The sequence below is a fragment of the Plantactinospora sp. GCM10030261 genome, assembly GCF_042666615.1.
In the GTDB taxonomy this organism is placed as follows: Bacteria; Actinomycetota; Actinomycetes; order Mycobacteriales; family Micromonosporaceae; genus KBS50.
The window spans coordinates 22,907-41,956 of record NZ_JBHTDD010000010.1 but is presented as its reverse complement, the minus strand read 5'-3'; the positions used below and the strand labels follow the sequence as shown (position 1 = coordinate 41,956).

Genomic DNA, 19,050 nt, shown 5'->3' with positions numbered 1-19,050 from the left:
GTGGGCGGGATGGCGGGAGAAGGGGTGGGGGGTGTCAGGGCGTTACGCCCAGGGCGGCCATCACCTTCGCGACCATCGCCGCCTCACCCCCGCTTTTCCCCTCGGTCGCGTCGGCGACCCGGTGGGCGGCAGCGACGATTGTCGCCCGGAAGCGGTCCACCTGGTCCGGGGCCCGCTCGGAGAGGATCTCCACCGACCGGCGCAGCGCCGGGAAGACGACCTCCTCGGCGGCCGCCGGGTCGTCCGGCAGCCGCGGCAGCGGTCCGCCGGTCAGGACCTCCCGCACCAGACCCGACGAGGCGGCAATCGTGTCCGAGGCGGCGAAGCTTTCCTTGATCATGGAGAGCAGCCCCGGATCGGCATTGGAGACCAGCAGGACCGCGCCGAACCCGGCGGTCTTCAGGGTCATCCGCTCGTCATCACTCAACCGGTCATCCACGATCACGGAGTGTAGACGTACGGAGTGGTGGTGGTGATCGCAACGAGGCCGAGCCGCTGCAGGATCGGCCGGCTGTCGTCAGAGGCATCCACCTGGAGGAACGCGTAACCGCGGGCGTCCGCCAGCCGAGCCCGGTGGACGACCAGGGCCCGGTAGATCCCCCGGCCCCGCCACTGGGCCAGCGTCGCGCCACCCCACAGCGAGGCGAAGCTGCTGCCGCGTTCGTACCGGATCCACCCGGCGCTCACCACCCGGCCGCCATCCGTCTCCTCGGCCACCACCACGGTCAGCCCGTCCGGCGCCGCCGCCAACTCACTTTCCAACATGCCCGCATGATGGCTCCGGTCGGCCTGCCAGACCTCCTCCTCCATGGCCGCGATCCGGTCCAGGTCCGCGCGGGCGGTGACCTCCCGCAGCCGTACGCCGTCCGGCACCACCGGCATCGTGGCGGCCAGCGACGCGACCGGCCCGACCACGACGGTCTCCTCGTCCTCCGGGGCAAAGCCCGCCGCGCGCAGCCGGTCCGGCAGGTCGGCGGGCTCGTCGTGCGCGTAGTGCTTCCACTCCACCGGCTCGCCGAGCTGCCGGAAGTGGTCCCGCTGCCGCTCGATCAGCGCGGTAAGTTCGTCGCCGCGTAACCCGTCGAGGTCCCGGTAGGTGAGGAATCCGCGGCCGAACATTCCCCGGACCCGGACCAGCGGCCCGTCCCGCTCCACCGTGACCCCGGCCGGAACCGGATCCGGGGCCTCCGGGCGGAGCTGGCTGTCGAAGGCGTTCCGCAGGGCGACCACATCAAGATCCGTCATCCGCCCACACTATCCGGGGGTACCACCGGATTATCCCGGTCCTTACCTGGATAATCGGCGCTCGTGTGGCGGACGATCAGGTCGTGGTTCCACCCGCGGGAGCTGCGCGAGGTCGGCACCACCCCGGACTACCGGTTCTCGCTGGCCAACGAGCGGACGTTCCTGGCCTGGCTGCGGACCGGGCTGGCACTGATCGCGGGCGGGCTGGCGGTCGCCCAGTTCCTCCCCCGGCTGTCCACGCCGCAGGTACGCGAGGCGCTGGCCGTGGGGCTGCTCGCGCTGGGCGCACTTGTCGCGGTGCGGGCGGTGGACCACTGGGCTCGGACCGAACGTGCCATCCGGCTCGGTGAGGAGCTGCCGGCGTCCCGCTTTCCCGCCGTGCTGGCCCTGATGGTCGGGGTCGGCGCGATCCTGCTGATCGTCGCCGTGCTGACCGGCGCGATCCGCGGCCGATGACCGCCGGCACCGGGGATCCGGCGGCCCGTGATCCGGGCCTGCAACCGGAACGTACCCGGTTGGCCTGGCGACGCAACGCGCTCGCCAATGCGGTCGTCGCGCTGCTGGTCATCCGGCTGGCGTTGGGCCACGGTGTCGCTGGCGCGGTCGGCGCCGCGGCGGCGCTGGCCGGCTGGACCCTCGTGGTGGCGGTGACCTACCGCCGGATGGCGGGACCCCGTCGCGCCGGATCGCCTCCCCGACCCGGAGGGTCCGGTCGTGACCGGCCGGATCCGGTGCCCGGCGGGCCGGCGTTGCCGTTGTCCGCCGCGATCGCGGTCGGTTATGCCCTCCTTGGCGGGGCACTCCTGCTCACCCGCTAGGCGACCCGGATATCTTGGGCCATTATTGGCCCATGGTCCGCGTATTTCTGCTGCTTCTGCTCGCCGAGATCGTGCTGACCAGCCTCGCCCTGATCAGCTGCCTGTCGGCCGACCGTCAAAGGGTCCGGGGACTTCCCCGGTACGGCTGGGTGCTGGTCATTCTGCTGCTGCCGATCGTCGGTTCGGTCGCCTGGTTCCTGGCGGGACGGCCGGTCAGCCGGCCAGCCGAGGGCGCGGCCGGTCCACGGAGAGGACCGGCCAGGCCCGCCGCTCCGGACGACGACCCGGATTTCCTGCGCTCGCTCGGTGGCCGGGACACCAGGCAACGGGAGATGTTCGACCGCTGGGAGTCGGACCTCGGCACTCCGCCGGAGCGTGACCGAGGCGGCGACGGGTCCGAACGGGGCCACCGTCCCGGAGATCGCGGTGGGGCGCTGGACCGGGGCGAGACCGGGGCGGCCGGCCCGTCCGGCGCCGCGCCGAGGCCCGACGACGGTGATCCACCGCCCCGTGACGGTCGTCACCCCGACGTCTGATCTCCTCGCCGGATCGAGTGATTCCATCTCGACCGGAGCGGCGGGCTCACGCCGCGGCCGATACGTGGAGGCGACCATGGGCGTCCGCCAGGCAGAATCGACGATGTGCGGATCGCGATGCTCGGACCGTTGGCGGTCGCTGACGGCTCCGGTGCCCCGATACGGCTTGCCGGGACCCGGCTGCGCCGGCTGCTGATCCTGCTCGCCCTCGAAGCCGGTGAGGTCGTCGGCACCCGCCGGCTGGCGGACGGGGTGTGGGACGGCGTGCCGCCGGCGGGCACCCAGAACGCCCTCCAGGCCCTGGTCTCCCGACTTCGCCGGGCGCTGCCGGAGGCGACGATCGAGTCGCACCCGGCGGGCTACCGGTTGACGCTGCCGGTCGAGGCGGTGGATGTGGTGCGGTTCGAACGGCTCGCCGCGCGGGGACGCCACCTGCTGCTCACCGATCCAGCACAGGCCGACCAGGTGCTCGCCGCGGCGCTGGAGCTGTGGCGCGGCCCGGCGCTGGCGGACCTGACGGACACCGGCGTCGTCCACGCGTCGGCCGCCCGCCTGGAGGAACTGCGGCTGGCCGCGGTCGAGGACCGGGCGGAGGCCCGGCTGACCCTCGGGGCGTTCGACGCGCTGGTGCCCGAACTGCGGGCCGTGGTGACCGCGCACCCGCTCCGGGAACGCGCCGCTGGCCAACTGATCCGGGCGCTGCGGGCGGCCGGCCGGCCGGCCGAGGCGCTGGACGTCTTCGACCGGGTCCGCACCACGCTCGCCGACACGTTGGGCACCGACCCGTCCGCCGAACTCGCCGCCCTGCATCGCGACCTGCTCGGCGCGGCGACTCCTGTCCCGGCCGACGTCCGCCGGCTGCCGGCCGGACTGACCAGCTTCGTCGGTCGGGAGGACGACTGCCGGCGGGTCGCCGACCTGATGAGCACCTCCCGGCTCATCACGCTTATCGGTCCCGGCGGTGCCGGGAAGACCCGGCTGGCCGTCGAATCCGCCCGGGCCCTCGTCGGCCGGACGCCCGACGGCGTACGCATGGCCGAACTCGCTCCGGTCACCGACCCCGCCGAGGTGCCGTACACCGTGCTCGACGCGCTCGGGCTGCGGGAACCGGCCCTGTTGGGTGGCGGCCGATCCCGGCCGCTGCCGACGGATCCGGTGGACGCGACCACCCGGCTGGCCACCGCCATCGGCGGACGCTCGCTGCTTCTGGTGGTGGACAACTGCGAGCATCTGCTCGACGCGGTGGCCACCCTCGTCCACCGGCTGCTCGCCACCTGCCCGGCGTTGCGTGTGCTGGCCACCAGCCGGGAGCCGCTGGGTATCACGGGCGAGGCCACCTGGCCGGTGGAATCCCTCACCCTGCCGCCGGACGGCACCGACCACGCGTCGGCCCAGCGCTATCCGGCGGTACGACTGTTCGCCGACCGGGCCACCGCGGTCCGGCCCGACTTCGCGGTCAATCCGGAGACCACGGCCGACGTGATCCGGATATGCCGGGCACTCGACGGGATGCCGCTGGCCATCGAGCTGGCCGCCGCCCGGTTGCGCGCGATGACCCCGGCGCAGGTCGCGGCCCGGCTCGACGACCGGTTCCGGCTGCTCACCGGCGGCAGCCGGACCGCGCTCCCCCGGCATCAGACGCTCCGGGCGGTCGTCGACTGGAGCTGGGACCTGCTGGACCCGGCGGAACGGGCGCTGCTGTGCCGGCTGTCTGTCTTCGTCGGCGGAGCCACCCTGGACGCCATCGAGCGGGTCTGCGCCGGCCCCGAGGTGCCGGCCGAGGACGTCGTCGACCGGTTGTCCGCGCTTGTCGACAAGTCCCTGGTGGTGACGGTCGGCGAGGTCGAGCCACGCTACCGGTTGCTGGAGACGATCCGGGAGTACGGTCGCCAGCGGCTCGCCGAGGCGGGCGAGGCCGACCGGATGCACCGGGCGCACGCCGAGGAGTTCCTGGCACTCGCCGAGACGACCGAGTCCCGCATCCGCGGTCCGGAGCAGGTGCGCTGGCTCCGGCGGCTGTCGGCCGAGCACGACAACGCGAACGCGGGCCTGCGCTGGGCCAGCGCCGGTGGCGACCTCGAGATCGCGGTGCGGTTCGTCGCGGCGCTCGGCTGGTACTGGTGGTTGCGCGGACACCGGCTGGAGGGCGCCCAGATCGCCGAGCAGACGCTCACCCTGCCCGGAGCCGACCGGGTGTCGGCCCGGGCGTATGCCCTCGCGTACGCCAACTGCGCGCTCGTCATGCTGACCGCTGGGCTGGACAAGGGCCGGTCCTGGCTGCGCCGGGCCGCCGCCCTTGCCGAGGCGCACCGGTCCAGCCACCCGATGCTGCGGTTGGTCCGTCCGTTGGCGACGGCGTTCGACACCCACTTCGGGCAACCCGCCATCGACCAGTTGCGGGACCTGTTCGACGACGAGGACCCCTGGTTGGCGGCGACCGTCCGGATGTTCCACGCCATGGCGGAACTCAACATCGGACGGCCCGACCGCCCCGCCGAGGCCGCCCTGGAGAGCGCGTTGGCGCGGTACCGGACGCTCGGCGACCGGTGGGGTCTCGCCTACACCCAGCTCGCCCTCGCCGATCTGCTGTCGCGACGGGGTGACCATGCGCATGCCGCCGAGCACTGCGAGCGGGCCCTCGTGGAGAGCCGGGCGTTGGGCACGACCGAGGACGCCGTGGAGGTGCAGTTCTTCCTGGCCCGGGAGCAGTGGCACCTCGGTGAGACCGAGCGTGCCCTGGAGCAACTGGCGGAGGCACAGCTGATGGCGGACCGGCTCGGTTCCGTTGAGTGTCGCGCGTCCGTGGCGTACCAGCATGCCGAGATCCTGCGGGCGCAGGGCCGCTGGACGGCGGCACGTCGCCGGCTGGAGGAGGCCGAGCGGCTGATGGCCGACCGGCCCACCTCGCCGCACTGGCAGGCGATGCTCAGCTCATCACTCGGCGCGGTGGAGGCGGCCGAGGGTGATCCGGAGGCTGCCCGTGCCACGCACGAGCGGGCACTCGCCTTCGCCGTCGAATCGCACGACGTGCCGGTGCTCGGAACGGTCCTGATGGGCTGGGCGGATCTGGCGCTGCGGACCGACCGGGCGCGGGAGGCCGCGGTCCTGCTCGGGGCGGCGGCCGGCGTACGCGGCGCCCCCGACCGGTCGCTGCTGGAGGGGGGCCGGATCGAGGCGGCCACCCGCGCCGCGCTCGGCGCGGAGTTCGCCGAGTGCTTCGACCGCGGTCGCGGCACCACCGCCACGACCGCGATCGACCTGGTGCGAAGCCTCCTGGACGGGGTCAGATCCGGCGGCTGAAGGCCCGCAGCGACAGCGGAACGAACACCAGCACGATCGCCGCCGACCAGAGCAGGGTCTGTGCCACCGGCCACGCCACCGGGCCGCTGACCAGCAGGCCACGCAGGGCGTCGGCGACGATGGTCACCGGGTTGACGGTCACCCAGTTCTGCAACCACCCGGGCATCTTGTCGGTCGGGACGAACACGTTGCTGGTGAAGGTCAACGGAAAGATGACCATGAAGCCGAAGATCTGCACCTTCTCCGGCTCGGTGACCAGCAACCCGACCAGCACCGAGATCCACGACGCCGCCAGCGAGAACACCAGCAGCAACGCGAACGCGCCGAGCAGGCCGAACACCCCGGTGCCGATCCGGAACCCGAGAACCATCCCCACCCCGAGCAGCAGGGCGATGGACCATGCCTGCTTCACGGTGTCAGCGAGAATCCGGCCGGCCAGCGGCGACCACCTGGCGATCGGCAACGACCGCAGCCGGTCGAACACGCCCTTGGTCAGGTCGTTGTTCAGCCCGAAGCCGGTGGTCATGGTGGCGAACAGGGCGTTCTGCACCACGATGCCGGGCAGCATGAAACGCAGGTAGTCACCGGAGGAGCCAGCGATCGCGGTGCCGAAGACGTACGTGAAGAGCAGCACGAACATGATCGGCTGAACGCTGAGGTCCAGCAGCTCCATGGGGTTGTGCCGGATCTGCACGAGGCTGCGCCAGGCCAGGCTCATGGTGTGCCGCAGCCCGGCGGTCGGGCCGACCCGGCGGTTCGGCGCGAGGGCCGGCCCCAGGGTGGCGGTGGTCGCGGTCATGCGGTGGTCCTCTCCGGCCGCGCCGAGGGCAGGCCCGTTCCGTCGCGGCGGCCGGCCCCGGCCGCGCTGTCCTGATCGTCGGTCCCGTCCTCGGCGCGATGCCCGGTCAGCGACAGGAACACCTCGTCCAGGGTGGAGCCGCGCAGCGCCAACTCGGCCACCCGCACCCGGGCCTCGTCGAGCCTGCGCACGGCGGCCGGCAGCACCGCCTCGTCGTTCACCGGCGCCGTCACCGCGCTCTGACTGACCTCCGGCTCCGCGCCGGTCACCTCTGCCATGATCGAGACGACCCGCGGCAGGTCGGTGGGATCGGCCGGACGGACGGTAAGCGCCTGCCCACCGGTCTTGGTCTTCAGCTCCTCGGGGGTGCCCTGCGCGATCACCCGCCCGTGATCGACGACCGCGATCTCGTCGGCCAGTTGGTCGGCCTCCTCCAGGTACTGCGTGGTCAGCAGCACGGTGACGCCGCCCCCGACCAGCTCCCGGACGATCCCCCACAACTCGTTGCGGCTGCGCGGGTCGAGGCCGGTGGTCGGTTCGTCGAGGAACAGCACCTTCGGCCGGCCGACCAGGCTGGCCGCCAGGTCGAGCCGCCGGCGCATGCCGCCGGAGTAGGTCTTGGCCGGTCGGTCGGCCGCGTCCGAGAGGTGGAAGTCGGCAAGCAGCTCCCGGGCCCGCGCCTTGGCGTCCGCCCGGGACATATCGAGCAGCCGGCCGATCAGCAGCAGGTTCTCCGCGCCGGTCAAGGTTTCGTCGACCGAGGCGTACTGGCCGGTCAGGCCGATCAACTGGCGCACCCGGTGGGCGTCGCGGACCACGTCGAAACCGCCGACCCGGGCCGTTCCCTCGTCCGGCCGGAGCAGGGTGGCGAGCACCCGGACCGCGGTGGTCTTACCCGCGCCGTTCGGCCCGAGCAGGCCGAAGACCGTGCCGGTCCGGACGGCGAGGTCCACGCCGGCCAGGGCGGTGGTGGCGCCGAACCGGCGGACCAACCCCTCGGCCATGATGGTGTGGCTCATGAAGGTCTCCTTCTTTGTCACCTCCACCATGCCGGCCACCCCTGACCTTTTGCTGACGTTTGCCAACCTCCGCTGACAGCCCGCTGACACGCTCGCCGTGGGGCCCGCCGTACCATGACGCGGCCGGCGGCGGTCCCCTCTCCGCCCTGTTGATTTTTGGCCCTGTCAAGGAGTCACGACGGTCATGGGTGACACAGACACCGACGAAACGCGGCCGGAACGGGCCATCACCCCGGGCGAACCGCTCGACTCGCCCGACGATCCGCACACCGCGGGCGGCCTCCAGGCAGCCATGGGCGACCAGCCAACTCCCGTGCCGCGTCGATGGCCGGTGCTCGGCGTGGTCACCGCCGGGGCCACAATGGCCGTGCTGCTGTTCTGGTGGGTGGCCTACCATCCCGGACTGTTCAGCCCCGACTCACTGGACTACCTGAAGCAGGCCAGCACCGGCGACTGGAACACCCACCATCCGATCGCGTACACCGCCCTCGTCTGGCTGGCCCTGCAACTCACCGGCGGGGTGGCGGCCCTGACGCTTGCCCAGATCGCGGCCACCGCGGCCGGCCTCGGTTACACGGTGACCGGGCTGCGCCGGCTCGGGGGCCCCGGTTGGCTCTGGTTCACCAGCGCCGTCGTGCTGACGGCCCTTCCCCCGATCGGCACGCTCCTGGTTGTGGTCTGGAAGGACGTCGCGTTCGTCATCGCGTACGTATTCCTGCTCGGCACCCTTGCCCGGATTGTCGCCAGGCACCGGGACGGCGTCGGGCCCGCCACCTCTCGGTCGCTGCAACTGGCATTGCTCGCGGAGTTGACCCTGTGCTGCCTCTTCCGGCAGAACGGCTTCCTGGCGGTGGCGATCACCATCGCGCTCTGCGCCCTCCTGCTGCGCGGTGAGCGGAAGCGGCTGCTGGTGGCCGGCGCCACGGCCGTGACCGTGGCGCTGTCGGTCAACTGGCTCCTGCTGCCGGGGCTGGGTGTGCGCGAGGCCGAGTCGGTGGTGGCCTACGAGTCGTTCTTCTCCGACATCGCCGTCGGCTACGCGGCGGATCCTGGATCGTTCTCCGCCGCCGACCTCGGCGTCATGGCGTCGGTGGCTCCGCTGACCCTGTGGCGGGACTCGGCAAACTGCTCGTTCGTGGACCCCACAGTGCACTCGCCGGCCTTCGACCGCCGAGCCGCCGCCAGGAAGAAGTCGGAGCTCATGGCGGTGTGGTGGTCGCTGGCCCGGCGTGCACCCGGGACGGTGTTCGGGGCCCGCGTCTGCCGGGGAGCGATCGCCTGGCAGCCGACCCCGACCCCCGACGTCCGGCGGAACCCGCACCCCTGGTCGGTGCGGAGCTACGTGGCCCGGGACGCCGCCTTCCAGGCCAGTCCGGCCCGCGACGCCGCGTACTCCCGGCCGTTGAGCCAGCGGGCGCAGTCGTACGCGGACCGGCTCAACGCCGCGACGGTGGAGCCACAGTGGCTGCTGTGGCGGGGCGCCACCTGGGCCTACCTCAGCTACCTGCTGCTGGCGATCGCTGCCCTACGGCGCCGGGACCGCAGCCTGCTCGCGCTCGGCACCCTGTCGCTCGGGGTCCAACTCTCCCTGCTGCCGGTGAACGCGGTGCAGGCCGCGCGGTACGTGGTCGTGCCGATGGTCATCGGGATCCTGCTGCTGCCGGTGGTGCTGGCCCGGCCGCGCCTGGCCACGCCCCGCCCCGCGGGGCAGCCGCCAGCGACCCCGCGTACGGGCGACAGCGCACCCCAGGAACCGCCCGGGGACCAGCGTCAGGCCAGGTTGGACGAGCGCGGGTAAGCGTCGGCCGGATCGGTCAGCACGTTTACCAGGTACGGCACGCCGGCGTCGAACGCGCGGCGCAGCGCCGGACCGAGATCCGCCGCCTTCGACACCGTCTCGCCCGCGCCGCCGAGCGCCCGCACCACGTCGTCGTAGCGGAGCCCAGGTTGCAGGTCGGCGGCCACGTCGTAGCCGTACATCCCCCGCATCGGGTGCTTCTCCAGGCCCCAGATGCCGTTGTTGCCAACGACGATCACCACGGGCAACTTCTGGCGGACCAGGGATTCGACGTCCATCAGCGAGAAGCCGGCGGCGCCATCGCCCATCAGCACGCAGATCTGCCGGTCCGGATGGCTGACCCGGGCCCCCATGGCGTAGCCCATGCCGGTGCCCAGGCAGCCGTACGGGCCGGGATCCAGCCAAGTGCCGGGCTGTGCCGGCTCCAGGAAGCGTCCCGCGTACGACACGAAGTCACCACCGTCGCCGATGGTGATGGCGTCCCGGTCGAGCACCTTGCGCAGCTCGCCGTACACCCGGGCCGGCCGGATCGGGTCGGTGTCGGCGGCCATCGCCTCGGCGTCGCGTTCCTTGGCGGCGTCCTCGGCGGTCCGCAGCTGCGCGATCCAGTCGGTGTGGTCGGCCCGGGTGCCCGGGTGGTCGGCCAGCGCGGACAGGATCAGCCGCAGGTCCCCGGCGGGCGAGACGGCCGGCTGCACGTGCGTGGCCCGCTGCGTCGGCGCGTCAACGATGTGGACGACCTGGGCGTCGCCGAAGTCGCCGAAGCCGAGCCGGAAGTCCAGCGGGGTGCCGACCACGGCCACCACGTCCGCCGTCTTCAGCGCCACCCGGCGGGCCTTCGCGAAGGCGAGCGGATGCTCGGGTGGCAGCGCGCCACGGCCCATGCCGTTTGTGAACACCGGCACGCCGAGCGCCTCGGCGGCCTCCCGGAGGGCGGCCACCGCGCCGCCCGCGTACACGTCGGAGCCGGCGATGATGACCGGTCGCTCCGCGGCGGCGAGCAGCCCGGCCGCCCGGGTGACGTCGTCCGGATCTGGCCGGGCCGGGTCGACCGGAGTGGCCGCCGGCCGAGCCACCTCACCGGTGGAGAAGACCACCTCAAGCGGCAGGTCGAGAAATACCGGGCCGCGGTGCGGGGTCAGCGCCGCGGTGAGTGCTTCGCTCACGGCACCGGTGATCTCGTCGGTCGAGCCGACGGTCGCCGCGTGTTTGGTGACCGGCCGGACCAGCGGCACATGGTCGATCTCCTGGAGGCTGCCCGCCCCCCACCGGAAGGCCGGTGCCCGACCACCGAGCACCAGCACCGGGGACGCGTTGAAGAAGGCACTGGTCAGGCCCGAGATGCCGTTGGTCACGCCGGGACCGGCGGTGAGCACCGCGAGACCGGGCCGGCGCTGCAGCTTGGCCACCGCCTCGGCGGCGAACACCGCCGACTGCTCGTGGCGTACGTCGTAGATCGGGAACCCGGTCTTGTGCGCCGCGTCGTAGAGCGGGAAGACGTGCCCGCCCGACAGGGTGAACATCTCGGTCACCCCGTACGCGCGCAACGCGGCGAGTGCCAGCTCGCCGCCGTGTCCCTCGATCTGGTCGGCCATGCCCCTGCTCCCATCGTCGACTCGCTCCCGTGCAGGTTACCGGTCGGTCAACTCAACACCTGCCACCTGCCCGGTCCGGCGTCGGGCCACCCTGAGCGCCACGCCGCGAGGCGGTGGGAGAGAAACAACGCCAAAACTCGGATGACGAGCCCTCATTCCACCGGCAAGCTTTACTGGTGAGCGCGGCGACCACGCTGTTGAGGAACAACCGTCCCTTCGGCGCCTTGTGGACCGCGAGGTCCGTGTCGTATCTGGGCGACTCGATGGGCCTGGTCGCACTCCTCATCTATACGCAACGCTCGGCCGGCGCGGCGATCGCGGTCGGCCTACTGCTGCTCGCCGGCGACTGCGTGCCCGGCTTACTGGGCCCGTTCACCGGCGTGATCGGTGACCGCTTCGACCTGCGTAAGGTGATGCTGAGCTGCGAGCTGGCGCAGGCCGCGATCGTGCTCGTCATCGCGTTCACCCTGCCCGGTCTGCCGTGGCTCCTCCTGCTCGTCGTGCTGCGCGGCCTGGCGGGGCAGGTGTTCCAGGCAGCGTCGCGCAGCGCGGTGCCCGCGCTTGTCGCCGATGCCGATCTGCCCCGTGCCAATGCCGCGTTGGGAGCCGGGACGTACGGCCTCGAGGCGCTCGGGCCGCTCGTCGCCGCCGTCCTGCTTCCGGTGGTCGGCGTGCGCGGGGTGCTGCTGCTTGACGCGGCGACGTTCGCTGGGTCCGCGGCGCTGCTCGCGGCCCTGCCGAGACTGAGGTCGCACGAGACCCACGACAGCGCGGCCGGCTTCTTCGCCGCGTCGAAGGCGGGTGTGTCATACATCGCCCGAACGCCGATCGTGCGTGCCATCACGCTCGGCTTCGTCGCGGTTGTCGCGTTCAACGGGGTGGACGACGTCGCGCTCGTGTTCCTGACCAAGGACACCCTCGGAGGCTCCGACTCGGCCGCCGCACTCGCGTACGCCGGCGTGGGCATCGGTCTGGCCGTCGGCTATCCCCTGCTGACCCGCTACGCCGGACGGGCGACGGCGGTCACTCTCATCCTGGCGGGATTCGCCGTCAACAGCGCCGGCAACCTGCTGACCGGGGTGGCGTGGGCCGTGTGGGCAGCGCTCGCGCTGCAGGTGATCCGCGGCCTCGGGATCAGCGCACTCGACGTCGGTGTGAACACGGAACTCCAACGAACCGTGCCGCCCGGACTACTCAGCCGCGTCTTCGGCAACGTCTACGGCGCCGTCGGGCTGGCGGCGGGCGCCTCATACGTGCTCGGCGGCGTGCTGCTCGACCTCACCGACGCCCGCGTCACATTCGTCGTGGCGGGCACCGGCGGGTTGATTGCCACCGCATGGGCCGCGTTCACGCTGCGCCGCCGGATCCTCAACTCGTCGAGCCCCACACCCTGATCTTCGAAGGCGCGACCACCGAGGCCGAGTACGCCGAGCGCCTCGGCCCGTTCAATCGATTGACTTTTATCGGAGTTAATGGGCTCATGACAGTCACCCGGACGATTGGAGCGGTGACCATGAAGCGAACTCTGACCCTGTCCATGACCGTCCTGCTGACGGTGGCCGCGGGGCTCGTCGCGACGGTCGGCTCCGCCGCCGCCGGACCGCCCGCGCCACGGATCATCACCGTCGCCGGCCCGGAGATGCCGACGCCGCGCGCGGCGGTGTCGTCGACGGTGACGGCGAAGATCCACCACTACAACATCTGCAACGCGAAGCGGGACGCGTGCACGATCGAACAGGCGGCCGTCGCCCAAGATGTCCTCGTCTGGCTGGTGAAAAGCGACGGGGCCTGGTTCGTCTCCATCAACGAGAGCTGCATAAGCTCGTTCCGGTCGCTGGCGAACCGGTTGGGGGCCGCCGGGACCTTCGTGGTCAGCAGGCAGAAGGTCACCAACTGCTGCCCCGGTGCGGATCCCCTGAAGTGTCGCCCCGGCAACCAGGAGTTCGGTAACGCGCTCTTCCACCCCGGCGGTGTCCAGCAGGACGGGAAGGCATGGTTCCTGCCCAACCCCGGCAAGGACTGCACCGACCCGGAGACCGAATGCCGCACCATGCTGTGCCTGAAGTTCAACACGTTCGCCGGCCCCATGGGGCAGTGCGCGGCGCACCTCGGCGGCCGGGACGAGGGCGAGACCATCGATCAGGCCATCCGCTACTTCTCGAACGCGGCGGACTACATGGAGGCCGGACGCCGGTACTCGATCGCCGGCGACTTCAACCTCACGCCGGACAAGCTGCCCAGCCTGTACGACAGCATGGAGAACCTGGTCCTCGGGAACACGTTCCCCACCCGGCCCGCGCCGAACCGGCAGATCGACTACATCTTCGTGCAGGATTTCGGTACCACCGGAAGCAAGGCCGGATACTGCCCCACGAACGCCAGCGACCATTGCTACACCTCAGGTGACTGGCGTCCGCTCGACTCCTGAGCCGCGTCCGGCGTGCCGCTCGGCACGCACGGTGCCGAGAAGGGCCCCTGTGCCGCGAAATGCGATAACAAGGGGCCCTTCCGTAAATCTCAGCGGCCGGTGAAGTCGGGCTTGCGCTTCTCGACGAAGGCGGTCATCCCCTCGCGCCGGTCGTCGGTGGCGAACAGCGCCGCGAAGAGCTGGCTCTCCCAGGCCAGCCCGGACGCCAGATCCATCTCCAGGCCGCCGTCGACGGCCTGCTTGGCGGCCCGCAGCGCCTGCACCGGGCCGGTGCGGAACGGCGTGACGAGTTCCACCGCCGCGTCGTACACCCCGCCCGCCGGGACCACCCGGTCGACCAGGCCGATCCGCGACGCCTCGGCAGCGTCCACCATCCGACCGGTCATGATCAGATCCTTTGCCTTCGCCGGACCGACCAGCCGGGCCAGCCGCTGGGTGCCGCCGGCCCCCGGGATGATGCCCAGCTTGATCTCGGGCTGACCGAGCTTGGCGTCCTCGGCGGCCACCCGCCAGTCACAGGCCAGCGCCAGCTCGCAGCCGCCGCCGAGGGCATACCCGGCGATCGCGGCCACCACCGGCTTGGGGATCCGGGCGATCGTGCCGAGGGCGCTTGACAGGTCCGCCGCCCGTTCCGCCATGTCAACGTACGACATGTCGGCCATCTCCTTGATGTCGGCACCCGCGGCGAAGACCTTCTCCCCGCCGTACACGATGACGGCGCGGACCCCGGCGTCGGCGGTGACCGCCGTGGCGGCGGCGCGCAACTCCTCCTGGACCTGGGTGTTCAGGGCGTTCATCGGCGGACGCTCCAGCCTGATCGTGCCGATGCCGTCCTTGATCTCCACCCGGACGAAGTCGTCCACGCTGCCCTCGCTCTCGTCGTGCCCGCGGCATCCGGTGCCGGGATCGCCGGTCGTTGTCGGTGCGTGCCCACACTACGACGGGACCCGTTGGGGTAAGTAGATTGGTAGCGGCACCTGGGCGGAGAAGGGCGATGACGACCTACTACGACGACCGGTCGGTACGGATCACCTCGGAGACGGTCCGCGTGCATGGACGGAGCTATCCGCTGCGCGGGCTGACCAGGGTGTGGACCGAGCGCGGCCCGCGATCCTGGCGAGCGGTCGCCGGACGGGGCGCGATCGTCGCCGCGCTGGCCGGTCCGATCATGGCTGCCGCCCTCGGTCTCTGGATCGCCATCGCGCTCAACGCCTCCCTGACCGTCACGATCGCGGTGGTCGGCGTCGCCTGCCTGACCGGGCTCGCCGCCGGCCCGCTGGCCGACCTGCTGCTGGACCGGATGGACCGCTCGTACGACCGGGGCATCACCGAGCTGCGGCTGTGGGCCGAGATCGGTGGTCGACCGGTGCTGTTGCTGCGCAGCCGGGACGCGCTGCGCTTCGGCCAGGCGCACCGGGCGCTCCGTCGGGCCGTCGAGCAGTGCGCGGAACGCCGCACCGCGCAACGAGGCGCGGAGCGCCGCGCCATCGGGCAACGGTTGTCGTCGGCACGCCCCCGCTGACCGCCGAGCGTTCCCTCGCCGGGATGTGAGTGCTGACGCGGCATCGGAAGGCGCGGGCGCATCGGTGTTGATCTCAGCAATTGACGGCCGGTAATACCGGCACATAGGGTTACCGGAGGATTACGCGCCAGGGTTGGCCGTTCCCGCATCCGGTCCGCGTGCCGCGTCCCACGAGGAGGCGACATCGTGCTCTCCCCTCCCAGTCCGGCCGCCAGGACGCCGGCACCGCCGTGACGACCTACTACCGGGACGACACGATCCAGGTCACCTCCGACGGCATCCGTACGCTCGGGGTGACGGTGTGGCTGCGCGACATCGAATACGTGTGGCGGGCCAAGGGGCGGGGCAACGCGCGGGTCCGGTCCCGCCTCGTCGGGCGCGGCATCCTGATCTTCCTGCTGTCCATCCCGCCGCTTGTCGCGCTGGTCTGCGTGGTGTCGCTGTTCTACGCGGCCGACGACCGGGACGCCTGGGGAATCGTCATCGCGATAATCGCCGTCGGGATCGCCGCCGCAGTGGCCCTCACCCCGTTCCTGGAACTGCCGCTCGGCTGGCTGGACCGCTCGTACGACCGCGGGGGCGGGGTGCACGAGCTGTGGATCCAGAGCCGGGGGCAGGAGATCATGCTGCTGCGGACCAGCGACGCGCTGCGGTTCGGCCAGATCTACCGGGCGGTGCGGCGGGCCGTCGAGCAACACACGGAGGGTCGCTGACGCATCGCCGAGCCTCAGCCGGTCAACGGCTCAGCCGGTCAACGGCAGGGTGGTGGCGATCGGCCAACCGAGCAGCACCGCTCCGGTGAGCGCCATCACCCAGCGCGGCGCGGCCAGCCGACGCAGCACCGCCGCCCACACCACCTGCCAGGTCAGCAGCAGGGCGAACAGCGGCACGACGAGAAGCACGAAACCCGGCGCGAAGCCCACCACCGTCGCGACGACAAGCCCGACGACCGTGAGCACGCAACTGAGGACGTACCCGAGGATGAACCGCCGGGGTCGCGGACCCGTCACCGTCTGGCGCTCGGCGCCTCCGACGACGGCCCGGTCGAGGCCGGCCGGGTCCGCGCGGACGGCCCGGTCGACACCGGCGAAGAACAGCAGGCAGCCGGCGATCACCGCGGGCAGCAGCCACCACCGGTCCCCGACCGGCGCGGTCGAGGTGAAGCCGAGATGCAGCGGTACGGCGACCGCCAGCGCCGCGTAGCCGACGATCGCGATTCCGGTGACCGCGCTGGCGACGATCGCGCTGCCGGTCGCGGGCGGCGCACCGCCGCCAAGACCGCGACCGGCGTCGGTTCGCTCGGGCGCCCCGTCGCTCGCTGGCCGAGCCGCTGGCGGGCCTGTCAACCGGATCGTCGGCGGATCCGTCAACCGGTCCGCCAGCCGGGCCGAACCGGCCAGGGTCAGCCCGGTGACGGCCAGGAACACCGCGACGTAGCCGCCCACGGCCAGGGGCAGCCGGTGGGTCGGCACCAGCCAGGCGGCCACGGCTGCCACGGGGAGTGCCACGATGGTCAACAGGACAGGTCGGGCGATCGGGACGGGGCTGGGGTCCACCCGCACCGACCGTCGGCGGAGCAGCAGCACCCCGAGCGGGTACAGGCCGACGGCGAAGCCCAGCAACAGCAGGCCCGCGCCGCTCAGTCGGGTCGCCGGGCCGACCAGAGCGGGCGCCGGCTCCGGCGCCACCGGGCCGAGCGCCCGGGCCAGCCAGGCAGCGGTCTCGTCGTGGGTACGGGCGGCGAACAGCACCGAGATGTGTTCGACGCCGGGTACCACCACCGCCCGGCGATCCCCGGCGGGACCGCCCCGGCTCATCGCCTCGTCCGTGGCCGCGCGGAAGCCGGCGAACTCCGCGCCACCCACGACCAGCAGCAACGAGCGTGGTCCGGCCGTCCCGCTCGCCCCCGCGGAGGCCGGGCCACGGCCGTCCGGCACGTCCTCCGCGTCCGGCAGGGAGATCGCGACCGTGGCGACGATGTCCGGGTGGGACACGGCGTACCGGGTCACCGCGCCGGCCCCCATCGAATGCCCGACCAGTCCGATCCTCGCCGGGTCGACCCCGGGCATCGCCCTCAGGTGGCGTACCGCGGAGTCCAGGTCGGCGGCGAGCAGCGCGGCCGTGTCCGTCGAATCGCCGCCGGCACCGGGCAGCCTGCCGCGATGTGCGCCGTGACCGGTGAAGTCGAGCGACACGACCGCGAAACCCGACCGGGCGAGCCGGTCCGCGATCGGGGTCATCAGCCGGGACGAACCGGCGAAACCATGCGCCACCACCACCCCTGGACGTCCACCGCCGTCCGGCGGCACCGCGCCGGATCCGCCGGAGGGTGACGCGGGGTCCGTGGGCACGACCTCGGTCATCGGTACGCCCGCGACGGTCACCTGCCGGTACGCCAGTCCGGTACCGGCCCGCGCCAGCAGCACCGCGCCGGCGGCGGCCAACAGCAGGCTCACCACGGCGACCAGCACCGACAGCCGCCGACCGCGCCGGACGGTGGGCTCACTCGATGCGGCGGGAGTCATGACCCTGCACGCTAACCATCCGCGTCGCGCCGGACCAGACCGTTGTTCGGGATGGGTACGCGTCGACGAGGAGCCTTTCCTGCCGAAGTGGCCGGGGGGCAGCACAATGGCGGGCATGGCAATCCCGCTCCCCCGCCCCGGCGCCGTCTTCGACCTCACCCGGTCCGCCGTCAACCAGGCGGCCGGCTCCGCCGCAGCCTTCGCCGCCGTACCGGCCCGCGCCTTCGCCGTGCTGGACGACGTGGAAGCGCTGGTACGGCGGATCCACGCGGCCGTCGACCGCGCGGAAGCCGCCCTGGACCGCACCGAGCGGCTGCTGGACGACGCGGCCGGGGCGATCCGCCAGGTCGACGTCATAAGCGCCTCCGTCGCCGGCGCCATCGACCAGGTGGCGGCGCTGACCGCCACCGCCGAGACGCTGGTGGCCGACGCCGACCGCGTCGCCACCCGGGCCGGGGGCGTGGTGGACGATGCAGAGCGGATCACCGCCGGGGCCGGCGCGCTTGTCGAGGACGCGGGAGCGATCACCACCGCGGCGGCAACTGTGGTCGCCGAGGCCGATCGGGTCTCCACCTCGGCGGCTTCCGTGGTGGTGGAGGCGGAACAGGTAACCGAACGAGCCGCCGGCACGGTCGTCCGGGCCGAGACCACCGCCGCCACCGCCGACGAGTTGCTCGCGGCCTACGCGCAGACGCTGCGCAAGGGTGCCCCGATGGCACGGCGGTTCGTCGAGGAACTGTCGCCCGACGAGGTCACCGCCGCGATCCGGCTGGTCGACGAGCTGCCCAGGCTGACCCACCACCTGACCGGCGACATCCTGCCGATCCTGGCCACTTTGGACCGGGTTGGGCCGGACATCCACGATCTGCTGGAGGTGACCCGCGACCTCAAACTCGCCGTCGCCGGCATCCCGGGGCTGCGGATGCTGCGCCGGCGTGGCGAGGACCGGCTCGCCGACGAGGAGGACGCGAGCCGGTCCGGCAACGGACGGTGACGGCACCGGCGCCGAGGCCGCGCCACGTCGAACGGTGCGGCCTCAGGCGGCCGACAGGCCCGGCCGGCGCAGGTCGTCGACCTCCACCACCTCGCGACCCAGCGGCCAGAACGCGGCCGGCACGAGTTTGAAGTTGGCGATCGCGAAGGGGATGCCGATCACCGTGAGACAGAGCGCCACGCCAGCGACCACGTGGGCCAGCGCCAGCCACCATCCGGCCAACACCACCCACAGCACGTTCGCCAGTCCGGACGCGAGGCCCGCCCCGGGCTTGCCGACCAGAGTGCGACCGAACGGCCACAGCGAGTAGTACGCCAGGCGCAGCGCGGCCACCCCGAACGGGATCGTGACCACCAGGACGAAACAGATAAGCGCGGCGATCCCGTACGCGATCGCCAGGGCGATCCCACTGCCGAAGACCAGCCACAACAGGTTGAGCAGGAAGCGGAACATGCGTCCATGGTGCGTCAG

The 19,050-nt window shown here is 72.2% G+C and carries 17 protein-coding genes and 1 pseudogene; 10 read left to right on the top strand and 8 right to left on the bottom strand.

The features are described from left to right. Nucleotides 1–34: 34 nt before the first annotated feature. Both ACFQUZ_RS14215 and ACFQUZ_RS14210 read right to left on the bottom strand, forming a co-directional pair. Complete coding sequence (locus tag ACFQUZ_RS14215; RefSeq protein ID WP_377442097.1) at nt 35–445, bottom strand: hypothetical protein; 411 nt, start codon at nt 443–445, stop codon at nt 35–37. Continuing rightward, nucleotides 442–1,245 carry a GNAT family N-acetyltransferase gene (locus ACFQUZ_RS14210; protein WP_377442095.1) on the bottom strand — a complete coding sequence of 268 codons (804 nt, stop codon included), beginning with the start codon at nt 1,243–1,245 and terminating at the stop codon, nt 442–444. The genes ACFQUZ_RS14215 and ACFQUZ_RS14210 overlap by 4 nt, the downstream gene beginning before the upstream one ends. Nucleotides 1,246–1,308: 63 nt before the next feature. Between ACFQUZ_RS14210 and ACFQUZ_RS14205 the strand changes: the two genes are divergently transcribed. The 4 genes and pseudogenes from ACFQUZ_RS14205 (at nt 1,309) to ACFQUZ_RS14190 (ending at nt 5,899) form a co-directional block, all read left to right on the top strand. After that, nucleotides 1,309–1,701, top strand: coding sequence for a YidH family protein (locus ACFQUZ_RS14205; RefSeq protein WP_377442093.1), 393 nt, complete (start codon nt 1,309–1,311; stop codon nt 1,699–1,701). Further along, nucleotides 1,698–2,063 (top strand): DUF202 domain-containing protein, encoded by a 366-nt coding sequence (locus ACFQUZ_RS14200; RefSeq protein ID WP_377442091.1) that lies wholly within the window; start codon nt 1,698–1,700, stop codon nt 2,061–2,063. The genes ACFQUZ_RS14205 and ACFQUZ_RS14200 overlap by 4 nt, the downstream gene beginning before the upstream one ends. 32 nt (nt 2,064–2,095) lie before the next feature. Continuing rightward, nucleotides 2,096–2,467: pseudogene (locus ACFQUZ_RS14195) on the top strand (PLD nuclease N-terminal domain-containing protein); the annotation flags it as partial. A gap of 237 nt (nt 2,468–2,704) precedes the next feature. Continuing rightward, a complete protein-coding gene (locus ACFQUZ_RS14190) occupies nt 2,705–5,899 on the top strand; it encodes a BTAD domain-containing putative transcriptional regulator (RefSeq protein WP_377442089.1) in 3,195 nt (1,064 codons plus the stop codon). Here the strand turns inward: ACFQUZ_RS14190 and ACFQUZ_RS14185 are convergent. Together ACFQUZ_RS14185 and ACFQUZ_RS14180 are read right to left on the bottom strand one after the other, a co-directional pair. Beyond that, nucleotides 5,883–6,698: an ABC transporter permease gene (locus tag ACFQUZ_RS14185; protein WP_377442087.1), complete on the bottom strand. Its 816-nt coding sequence runs from the start codon at nt 6,696–6,698 to the stop codon at nt 5,883–5,885. The genes ACFQUZ_RS14190 and ACFQUZ_RS14185 overlap by 17 nt on opposite strands. Beyond that, entirely contained in the window at nt 6,695–7,717 is a 1,023-nt protein-coding gene (locus ACFQUZ_RS14180; protein WP_377442416.1) for an ATP-binding cassette domain-containing protein, read from the bottom strand. The genes ACFQUZ_RS14185 and ACFQUZ_RS14180 overlap by 4 nt, the downstream gene beginning before the upstream one ends. Before the next feature lie 184 nt (nt 7,718–7,901). On the opposite strand from ACFQUZ_RS14180, the gene ACFQUZ_RS14175 reads away from it, so the two are divergent. Beyond that, on the top strand, nt 7,902–9,515 hold the full coding sequence (locus ACFQUZ_RS14175; protein ID WP_377442085.1) for a DUF6020 family protein: 1,614 nt from the start codon (nt 7,902–7,904) through the stop codon (nt 9,513–9,515). Here ACFQUZ_RS14175 and ACFQUZ_RS14170 read toward each other — a convergent pair. Then, a complete protein-coding gene (locus ACFQUZ_RS14170; protein WP_377442083.1) occupies nt 9,488–11,110 on the bottom strand; it encodes an acetolactate synthase in 1,623 nt (540 codons plus the stop codon). The two genes, ACFQUZ_RS14175 and ACFQUZ_RS14170, sit on opposite strands and share 28 nt — an antisense overlap. A gap of 176 nt (nt 11,111–11,286) precedes the next feature. Between ACFQUZ_RS14170 and ACFQUZ_RS14165 the strand changes: the two genes are divergently transcribed. Together ACFQUZ_RS14165 and ACFQUZ_RS14160 are read left to right on the top strand one after the other, a co-directional pair. Next, nucleotides 11,287–12,504, top strand: a complete 1,218-nt coding sequence (locus tag ACFQUZ_RS14165; protein WP_377442081.1) for an MFS transporter — start codon at nt 11,287–11,289, stop codon at nt 12,502–12,504. A gap of 119 nt (nt 12,505–12,623) precedes the next feature. Next, on the top strand, nt 12,624–13,538 hold the full coding sequence (locus tag ACFQUZ_RS14160; RefSeq protein WP_377442079.1) for a hypothetical protein: 915 nt from the start codon (nt 12,624–12,626) through the stop codon (nt 13,536–13,538). A gap of 89 nt (nt 13,539–13,627) precedes the next feature. On the opposite strand, the gene ACFQUZ_RS14155 is transcribed toward ACFQUZ_RS14160, so the two are convergent. Beyond that, a complete protein-coding gene (locus ACFQUZ_RS14155; RefSeq protein ID WP_377442077.1) occupies nt 13,628–14,401 on the bottom strand; it encodes an enoyl-CoA hydratase-related protein in 774 nt (257 codons plus the stop codon). Nucleotides 14,402–14,532: 131 nt separating this feature from the next. Here ACFQUZ_RS14155 and ACFQUZ_RS14150 point away from each other — a divergent pair, with 131 nt between their 5' ends. Both ACFQUZ_RS14150 and ACFQUZ_RS14145 read left to right on the top strand, forming a co-directional pair. Further along, complete coding sequence (locus ACFQUZ_RS14150; RefSeq protein WP_377442075.1) at nt 14,533–15,060, top strand: DUF6232 family protein; 528 nt, start codon at nt 14,533–14,535, stop codon at nt 15,058–15,060. Nucleotides 15,061–15,290: 230 nt separating this feature from the next. Continuing rightward, on the top strand, nt 15,291–15,773 hold the full coding sequence (locus ACFQUZ_RS14145) for a DUF6232 family protein (protein WP_377442073.1): 483 nt from the start codon (nt 15,291–15,293) through the stop codon (nt 15,771–15,773). Nucleotides 15,774–15,803: 30 nt separating this feature from the next. On the opposite strand, the gene ACFQUZ_RS14140 is transcribed toward ACFQUZ_RS14145, so the two are convergent. Next, nucleotides 15,804–17,585 carry a dienelactone hydrolase family protein gene (locus tag ACFQUZ_RS14140; protein WP_377442071.1) on the bottom strand — a complete coding sequence of 594 codons (1,782 nt, stop codon included), beginning with the start codon at nt 17,583–17,585 and terminating at the stop codon, nt 15,804–15,806. Nucleotides 17,586–17,700: 115 nt separating this feature from the next. Between ACFQUZ_RS14140 and ACFQUZ_RS14135 the strand changes: the two genes are divergently transcribed. Then, entirely contained in the window at nt 17,701–18,579 is an 879-nt protein-coding gene (locus ACFQUZ_RS14135) for a hypothetical protein (RefSeq protein WP_377442069.1), read from the top strand. Nucleotides 18,580–18,621: 42 nt separating this feature from the next. Here ACFQUZ_RS14135 and ACFQUZ_RS14130 read toward each other — a convergent pair whose 3' ends face one another. Then, nucleotides 18,622–19,032 carry a YccF domain-containing protein gene (locus ACFQUZ_RS14130; protein ID WP_377442067.1) on the bottom strand — a complete coding sequence of 137 codons (411 nt, stop codon included), beginning with the start codon at nt 19,030–19,032 and terminating at the stop codon, nt 18,622–18,624. Nucleotides 19,033–19,050 lie beyond the last annotated feature (18 nt).